The sequence below is a fragment of the Methanocalculus sp. genome (assembly GCF_030651615.1).
Classification (GTDB): Archaea; Halobacteriota; Methanomicrobia; order Methanomicrobiales; family Methanocorpusculaceae; genus Methanocalculus.
In genome coordinates, this window is record NZ_JAUSCG010000043.1 from 1 (window position 1) to 5,457 (window position 5,457).

Below are 5,457 nucleotides of genomic sequence, written 5' to 3' on the forward strand. Positions count from 1 at the left end.
TATGGTGCAGGATATATCGGGGATGATCCATACCTTAGCAGAAGAGAAGGATGCGGTGATCCTTGTACATAACTATCAGATCCCGGAGGTGCAGGATGTTGCTGATATCGTTGGTGACTCACTCGAACTTGCCCGTGCAGCAGCAGATCTGTCAGCGGAAGTGATAGTCTTCTGCGGTGTCGATTTTATGGCAGAGACCGCCGCAATCCTCTCCCCTGAGAAGACCGTCCTCCTCCCGGCACCTGATGCCCACTGTCCGATGGCAGGGATGATCACCGGTGGCGAAGTACGGACCCTCCGCGAGCGGTTCCCCGATGCGGCAGTTGTTGCATACGTGAATACCACAGCTGAGGTGAAGGCGGAGAGCGATATCTGTTGTACGTCTGCAAATGCTCTTAAAGTCGTTGAATCGCTCGATGAAACCCAGGTGATCATGCTCCCGGACAGAAATCTCGCCCGGTACGTTGCCCGGTTCACCAAACAGGAGATCTTACCCTGGGAAGGGTACTGTTATGTTCATGACAGGATAATCATTGAGGATGTTAGGCGGGCAAGGGCTGATCACCCTTATGCCGAGCTTCTTGTTCATCCCGAGTGCCGTCCTGAAGTGATTGACCTGGCAGATCATGTCCATTCAACCTCGGGGATGATCAGGCATATCTGTGCATCTGATAAAGGAGAGTTCATCATCGGAACCGAACCAGGAATAATACATCAGATCGAGAAGCGTTGTCCTGGTAAACATGCATATCCACTTTCAGAGAAGGCGATCTGTATCAATATGAAGAAGACCGGTCTGGAAAATGTGCTTCGTTCACTTGAAAGTCTGACCCCCCGTGTGACGGTACCTGATGAGGTGGCTGTTCGTGCACGGGTGGCTATTGAGCGGATGCTTCGGATTTAAAGGTCCTGCAGATCTCCCTTCTGTGCAACAAACCGATCCCAGTTGAATGGTTCGTCAAGGATCTCCACCTCAACACTCTCGATCCCGCCGAGTCCAAGGACGGTTCTCCTCACCTGATCCTTGAGATAGTCAACAAGAGGACAGGCACTCGTCGTCAGGACCATGGAGATGAGTACCCGGTTCTCCTCCACATGAACCTCCTTCACGAGGCCGAGATCGACGATATCGATTCCGACCTCCGGATCGATCACTGACCTGAGAGCCTTTCGGACCTCCTCCTCCCGGATCAGCTCGATCTTCTCCCCCTCCTTCGTCACATGGTCGCGTTCAAGCTCAAATATCCTTTCTTCAAGGCGGCTCTGGCGATCAAGCAGGCGGCTCACCACCCGGAGCATCGGATCAGGGAGATCACCATGATCAAGCTGTCCGATAGGTCGCTTCTGCTCTTCAGGTCCGGCAATTCTGCCCGGCACTCCGATGACAGTAGCACCAGCCGGAACGGGTCGGACAACAACCGATCCCGCACCGACGCGGGCACCGTCTCCGATGGTGATCGGTCCAAGGACTGCTGCACCTGAACCTATGGTGACGCCATTGCCGATGGTCGGATGGCGTTTGCCTTTTGTCAGCGAGGTTCCCCCAAGGACGACCCCCATATAGATGAGGACATCGTCACCAACCTCCGCAGTCTCTCCGATGACAACACCGGAGCCGTGATCGATGAAGACTCTTCTGCCGATTGTTGCACCGGGGTGTATCTCAACTCCGGTGAGAGCCCGTGAGATATGCGAGATGAGGCGGGCAGGGAAGCGGATCTTGCTTCTCCAGATGCGGTGTGAAATCCTGTGCATCCAGATGGCATGCATCCCGGGATAACAGCAGAGTACTTCTATTGTGGATCGTGCCGCAGGATCCTTCTCAAAGACCGTTCTGATATCTTCTCTGATACTCATGATGTCCCTAGGTACTGAAGAGGCCGGTCGAGAGGTACCGCTCCCCGGTGTCTGGCAGGATGACAACGATCATCTTCCCACTATTCTCCGGTCGCTTCGCGATCCTGAGGGCTGCTGCAAGGGCAGCACCGGAGGATATGCCGGCGAGGATCCCTTCAAGCCGGGCAAGTCTCTGTGCAGTCTCTTTTGCCTCATCTGCTGTGACCTGCAGGATCTCATCGATGAGATCGAGCCTCATGATCTTTGGGACGAAGCCTGCACCGATCCCCTGTATTTTATGTGGTCCCGGCTTTCCGCCGGAGAGGACGGGTGACTCTGCGGGTTCGACTGCAATCGCCTTAAATGCCGGCTTTCTACCTTTGATCACCTCTGCTATCCCGGTGATCGTCCCACCGGTTCCAACCCCTGCAACGACAAAATCAACCTCTCCATCAGTATCACGCCAGATCTCTTCAGCTGTCGTCCTCCGGTGGATCTCCGGATTAGCGGGGTTTTCAAATTGTTGTGGCATGAAGCAGGCTCCTTCTTCAGCCATTGATGTAGCTTTACGGATTGCTCCACCCATCCCTTCTCCGCCTGGTGTCAGGATCAGCTCCGCTCCAAGAGCTGAGAGGACCTGCCGCCGTTCTATGCTCATCGTCTCGGGCATGACGAGGGTGATCGGGTGGCCACGTGCAGCCGCTATTGCTGCAAGGGCGATCCCGGTGTTTCCGCTCGTCGGCTCAACGATCATTACCCTCTGCCCTTTCTTCAGCCTGCCGTCCCTCTCTGCAGTATCGATCATCGCAAGCCCAATCCTGTCTTTGACACTATGCATCGGGTTGAAGGACTCGATCTTTACCAGTACTGTAGCATGTAATCCCTCGGTTATCCGGTTCAGCCTGACGAGAGGAGTATCTCCTATCGTCTCTGTGATATCCTGGTATATTTTACCCATAGTTTCTCCTCCTATGAACACCGGCCGACAAGCCTGCTGATTGCTTCGCTTGAGATGAGACCGACCACCCGGCCTTCCCCGTCGATCACCGGGAGTGCGGAGATTGATCGCTCCTGCATCCGGCGTGCTGCATCTCTCACCGGCTCATCCGGGGATGCGGTATGGACACTCCTGATCATGATCTCATCAAGTGATCGGTGACCGAAAGCAACCGCCTTTGCAATATCCCATGAGGTGACAATCCCGGTTAATTGATCCTGCTCTCCGAGAACAGGAAGGTGGTTGACGCCCTCGTCTATCATCTTCTTCGATGCATCCAGGATGGAGGCTCCCTCATTGATGGTGGGAATCAACGTATCCATCACATTTTTCACGAGGAGGCGGTCGAGGAAGTCACCGATGATATAATTAAGCTGACCAGACTCGAGGAGGAAGGCGTCATGGCCATACTTCGATCGAATCTCACAGTACTGTACATCGACTCCATTCTGTGTGAGTGCCGAGACGATCTCCTCAGACTGATACGGGGGATAGAGCCAGTCGGTGGAGACAGAGACGACGAGGAACGATGTCTTCACCCCGGTAAATCCCTCTGTGAGTGATCCGTTGATAGAGAGGTCGAAGTAATCAAGCGCCCGGGTGATGTAGAGGTAGGTATTCGGATCGAACCGCCGTGTGAATGAGTTCCCCTGATGATGGAGGTAGCTCTCCACTTGGAATTCGGTTCTGAAGTTGTACCCGATTCCTTCGGGATCATAGAGGCTCCTTCCGAACTTCTCATGCATCGCCTCATCTGAGAGATAGGTGATATGGCCGATCATCCGTGCAAGGCCGAGTCCCCGGACCGGGGGTGCGGATGGGGGGTAGGTACCACCGTTCCATGCAGAATCAGCCATGATCGCCTGACGGCCGACTTCGTTGAAGGCGATCTGCTGAGGTGACGAGCGAGCGGTTGTTGCGATGGCGATCACCCGACAGACTGCTTCGGGGAAGAGGATTGGCCAGGCGAGTGCTTGCATCCCTCCCATCGATCCGCCGGCCACAGCAGCAAGTTTTTTGATCCCGAGGTATTCGATGAGACGCTTCTGCCCCCTGACCATGTCATGGATGGTGATCACAGGGAAGGTTAGTCCATACGGCTCCCCGGTCTCCGGATTGATTGAGGATGGCCCGGTCGATCCTTTGCACCCGCCGATGACATTTGAACAGATTACGAAGTACTGGTCGGTGTCAAATGCCTTCCCCGGTCCGATGACAGTGTCCCACCATCCCTTCTTTTTGGATTCCGGATCGACTCCGGCGGCATGAGCATCCCCGGATAGGGCATGGCAGATCAGGATCGCATTATTCCTCTTCGGGTTCAGCCTTCCATAGGTCTGGTAGGCTATAGTGAAAGGGGCAAGCATCGCCCCGCACTCCAGCGTTAGTGGTGTATCGAAGGTGACGCTCTCTGTCTGTACTGTACCAATCGATCCTGTCATCTCTCTCCTCCTGGTGTGGTACTGTTCCTCATGTGCCTCGCTCTCCTCTGAGAATATTCACAATTGTGAATGTGCTGTATAAGCATGGATGAATATGATGATATACATTCCTGTCATCGCAGTTGGATCGTTGCAGGTTGTCAGATCCTCTTCTTCACTTCTCTGAAGGAGAGGGATACCTTTTTGATCGCTCAACTCCAAGAAGAGAACGATATCGTCGGACTGTAATGATGCCGACGTCCTCATCTCGTACGAAGATGTCCTGTATGGGGGAGAAAAAAGCGCCATGGTGTCTGAATAGGTGAATGTTGATGAGGCTGGGTATTCTTTGCATTGTTATTCTTGGACTCGCCATGAGTATGCCATCAGGGGTATTTGCTGATCTGCATGATGATGGCGGGGTGGTTGGATCATATGAGTATGGAGATGATGGGAGTTCCGGCAATTATCACCTCCTTGCGGATACAGGGGCGACTCTCACTGTAGCAACTCCAGAGATTCCCCGCTCCGGTGTATCGGCGGGGATTGCATCAGCCTCTATCGCTGACTTCACATCTACCGGAAAAACCACCACGACGGCCCTTTTTACCTGGACACAGGCAGTAAACGCTACTGCGCTTTTGATTGAACAGAGCAGCGATGGTGGGGTCTCATGGTCAGGTGCAACCCATGCCCCGCTTGCACCTACTGCTGCGTCTGCAACCGTGACCGGACTCTCCCCGGGTACTCTGTACCATTTCCGGCTTGCGGTGACCGGTGGTGAGAATTCGGGGGTGTCAAATATCGTTTCGGTTACGACCGATGCTGTTCCTCCGACAGACTTCACATCAACTGGAAATACTGCCACGACGGCCCTTTTTACCTGGACACAGGCAGTAAAAGCTACTGCTGTTGCGATTGAGCAGAGCAGAAATGGTGGGATCTCCTGGTCAGGTGCAACCCATGGTCCGCTTGCACCTACTGCTGCGTCCGCAACTGTTACCGGACTCTCCCCGGGTACTCTGTACCGTTTCCGGCTTGCGGTGACCGGTGGTGAGAATGCAGGGGTATCAAATGTCGTTTCGGTTACGACCAATGCTGCTCCTCCGATCCTTTCCTCGGCGATAACAAATATGGATGGCACCCGGATCATCCTGTCATTCAACAAGATTATGGCTAATCCTGTAGGGGAGCAGGGGAGCT

Annotated in this window: 6 protein-coding genes; 2 read left to right on the forward strand and 4 right to left on the reverse strand. The window is 54.1% G+C overall.

Annotated elements, in window-relative coordinates:
- The first annotated feature begins 1 nt into the window (after position 1).
- Positions 2-904: a quinolinate synthase NadA gene (nadA, locus tag Q7V06_RS01620; RefSeq protein WP_304837091.1), complete on the forward strand. Its 903-nt coding sequence runs from the start codon at positions 2-4 to the stop codon at positions 902-904.
- Here the strand turns inward: nadA and cysE are convergent.
- From cysE to Q7V06_RS01640, 4 genes are read right to left on the reverse strand one after another with little or no spacing between them, the layout of a single operon-like run.
- Positions 901-1,857 (reverse strand): serine O-acetyltransferase, encoded by a 957-nt coding sequence (gene cysE, locus Q7V06_RS01625; RefSeq protein WP_304837094.1) that lies wholly within the window; start codon positions 1,855-1,857, stop codon positions 901-903. The two genes, nadA and cysE, sit on opposite strands and share 4 nt — an antisense overlap.
- Positions 1,858-1,864: 7 nt before the next feature.
- Positions 1,865-2,794: a cysteine synthase A gene (gene cysK / locus Q7V06_RS01630; protein ID WP_304837098.1), complete on the reverse strand. Its 930-nt coding sequence runs from the start codon at positions 2,792-2,794 to the stop codon at positions 1,865-1,867.
- A gap of 11 nt (positions 2,795-2,805) precedes the next feature.
- Positions 2,806-4,275, reverse strand: a complete 1,470-nt coding sequence (locus Q7V06_RS01635) for a homoserine O-acetyltransferase (RefSeq protein WP_304837101.1) — start codon at positions 4,273-4,275, stop codon at positions 2,806-2,808.
- 57 nt (positions 4,276-4,332) lie between these two features.
- Positions 4,333-4,521 (reverse strand): hypothetical protein, encoded by a 189-nt coding sequence (locus tag Q7V06_RS01640; RefSeq protein WP_304837104.1) that lies wholly within the window; start codon positions 4,519-4,521, stop codon positions 4,333-4,335.
- A gap of 65 nt (positions 4,522-4,586) precedes the next feature.
- Between Q7V06_RS01640 and Q7V06_RS01645 the strand changes: the two genes are divergently transcribed.
- Positions 4,587-5,457: fibronectin type III domain-containing protein (locus tag Q7V06_RS01645; protein WP_304837107.1), on the forward strand; the 871-nt coding region annotated here is incomplete at its 3' end.